The organism is Caulobacter sp. B11, assembly GCF_002737765.1.
Taxonomy (GTDB): domain Bacteria; phylum Pseudomonadota; class Alphaproteobacteria; order Caulobacterales; family Caulobacteraceae; genus Caulobacter.
Window position 1 is genome coordinate 1 of record NZ_PEGG01000394.1, and the last position, 2,158, is coordinate 2,158.

Annotated in this window: 1 protein-coding gene and 2 pseudogenes; all 3 read right to left on the reverse strand. The window is 67.0% G+C overall.

Features of this window, described 5'->3' with window-relative positions; genetic code table 11:
* A pseudogene (gene ccoG, locus CSW58_RS13385) lies at positions 1-1,200 on the reverse strand (cytochrome c oxidase accessory protein CcoG); the annotation flags it as partial.
* A 5-nt stretch (positions 1,201-1,205) separates the two neighbouring features.
* A pseudogene (gene ccoP / locus CSW58_RS13390) lies at positions 1,206-2,074 on the reverse strand (cytochrome-c oxidase, cbb3-type subunit III).
* The gene (locus tag CSW58_RS16360) at positions 2,074-2,157 is read right to left on the reverse strand and encodes a cbb3-type cytochrome c oxidase subunit 3 (protein ID WP_369825201.1); all 84 of its coding nucleotides are present in this window, start codon (positions 2,155-2,157) and stop codon (positions 2,074-2,076) included. The pseudogene ccoP and the gene CSW58_RS16360 overlap by 1 nt, the downstream one beginning before the upstream one ends.
* Between the last annotated feature and the right edge of the window lies 1 nt (position 2,158).

Below are 2,158 nucleotides of genomic sequence, written 5' to 3' on the forward strand. Positions count from 1 at the left end.
CATGCATGCGCACGAAGGTCGGGTTGCGGTCGCGAATGACGTGCAGCTCGGCCTTGGGCCGGACCACCAGGCCCCACAGGGTCAGGCCGGACACCAGGGCCAAGGCCAGGGTGTATAGATCGTCCGGGCACGAATGAAGGGATAGCGCGCCTTCTGGCCGCAGGAGCGGGCGGCCACGGCGTGGTCCGTATCGTAGGCGATCAGACCCGTGGGCCGGCCCAGCTTGCCGAGGATGTCGTCGCAGGCGTCGACGCAGAGGCCGCAATTGATGCATTCCAGCTGGCTACCGTTGCGGATGTCGATGCCCATCGGGCACACCACGACGCACTGGTTGCAGTCGATGCAGTCGCCGCGCCCTTCCCAGCTCTCGGTCTTCTTGTGCGGCCCCCGGGGCTCGCCCCGGTCACGCAGATAGGCCACCTGCAGCGAATGCTCGTCGAGCATGGCGCCCTGGATGCGGGGCCAGGGGCACATATAGGTGCAGACCTGCTCGCGCATCCAGCCGGCGAAGATATAGGTGGTGGCCGTCAGGATGGCGCAGGAGATGTAGGCGGTCATCGCCCCCTGCCCGATCCAGAAGGTGCGGATCAGGGTCGGAGCATCGTGGAAATAGAAGATCCAGGCGCCGCCCGTGCCGAAGGCGATGCCCAGCCAGACCGCGTGCTTGCCGACCTTGCGCCACAGCTTGTCGAACGACCACGGCGCGGCGTCCAGGCGCATGCGCGCGTTGCGATCGCCCTCGAAGAAGCGCTCGACCATGATGTAGAGGTCGGTCCACACCGTCTGCGGACAGGTGTAGCCGCACCACAGCCTGCCAAACAGCGCCGTGACCAGGAACAGGGCCAGGGCCGAGGCCACCAGCAGGCCGGTGAAGATATAGACTTCCTGCGGCCACAGCTGGATGTCGAAGAAATAGAACCGCCGGCCGTCGAAATCGACCAGCACCGCCTGATCGGGCAGCGCGCCGGGGCGGGTCCAGCGGATCCAGGGCGTGATGTAATAGACCGCCAGGGTGGCGATCAGCAGGATCCACTTGATCGTCCGCCAGCGGCCATGGACCAGCTTGGGATAGATCGGCTCGCGTGGCTGGTACAGGCCGCCCTTGGCGTCCGACTTGCCGCGCGCCCGGGCGGCGGCGGAAACCGGCGTCCGGGCGTCAGGCTTGGGCTTGGGTTTGGTGTTATCGATGAGGGTGGGCATAGGCCCTATTGACCGCCTGCGTTCGCGTGGATGTAAACCGCCATGGCCTTGATGGTCTCGGGCGACAGACGCCCCTCCCAGGAAGGCATGACCCCGCCCCGGCCATTGACGATCTGGCCGCGGATCGAGACCCGGTCAGACCCGTAGAGCCACTCGGCGTCGGTCAGGTTCGGCGCGCCGAACGCCACATCGCCCTTGCCCTCGACGCCGTGACAGGCGGCGCACTGGTTGGCGAAGTTCGGCGCCGCGCGGGCCACCGCCCCGGCGTCTGCGGGCCGGCCCGACAGCTTGACCACATATTCGGTCAGGTCGCCGATCTCGGCGGCCGGCAACAGTTCGTCGCGACCATAGGCCGGCATGACCGACAGGCGTTGGCCCGGGTGACCGGACCGGATCCCGACGGTGAGCGTGTGCTGGATATCGGCCAGCGAGCCGCCCCACAGCCACACGTCGTCGCGCAGATTGGCGTAGCCCTTGCCGCCGACGCCGCCAGGTCCATGGCAGGTGGCGCAGTTGTCGCCGAACACCGATTGACCGACCTGCAGGGCATAGGCCTGCAGCTTCGGATCGGCTTCGATCTGTTCCAGGCTGGCCGAGCGGAGGCTGACCGCCGCCGCGCCGCGCTTGACGTGCAGCGCGTCAAGCTCGCGTCCTACCTCGGCCCGGTCGGAGTAGCCGAGCAGGCCTTGGTATAGCCGTTCAGGCCCGGCCAGGCGGGCATCACCACCCAATAGCCGATCGCGAACAGGATGCAGGCGTACCAGGTCCACAGCCACCAGCGGGGCAGCGGATTGTCGAGTTCCTTGATGCCGTCCCATTCGTGACCCGTGGTCTCGATGCCGGAGATCTGGTCGGTTTCGCGCTTGTCGGACATCAGAGGTCCTCCCCATGATCCAGCGGCATACGCGCGGCATTATCGAATTCGGCCTTCTTGGAAGGCCACATGGCGTAGGCCACG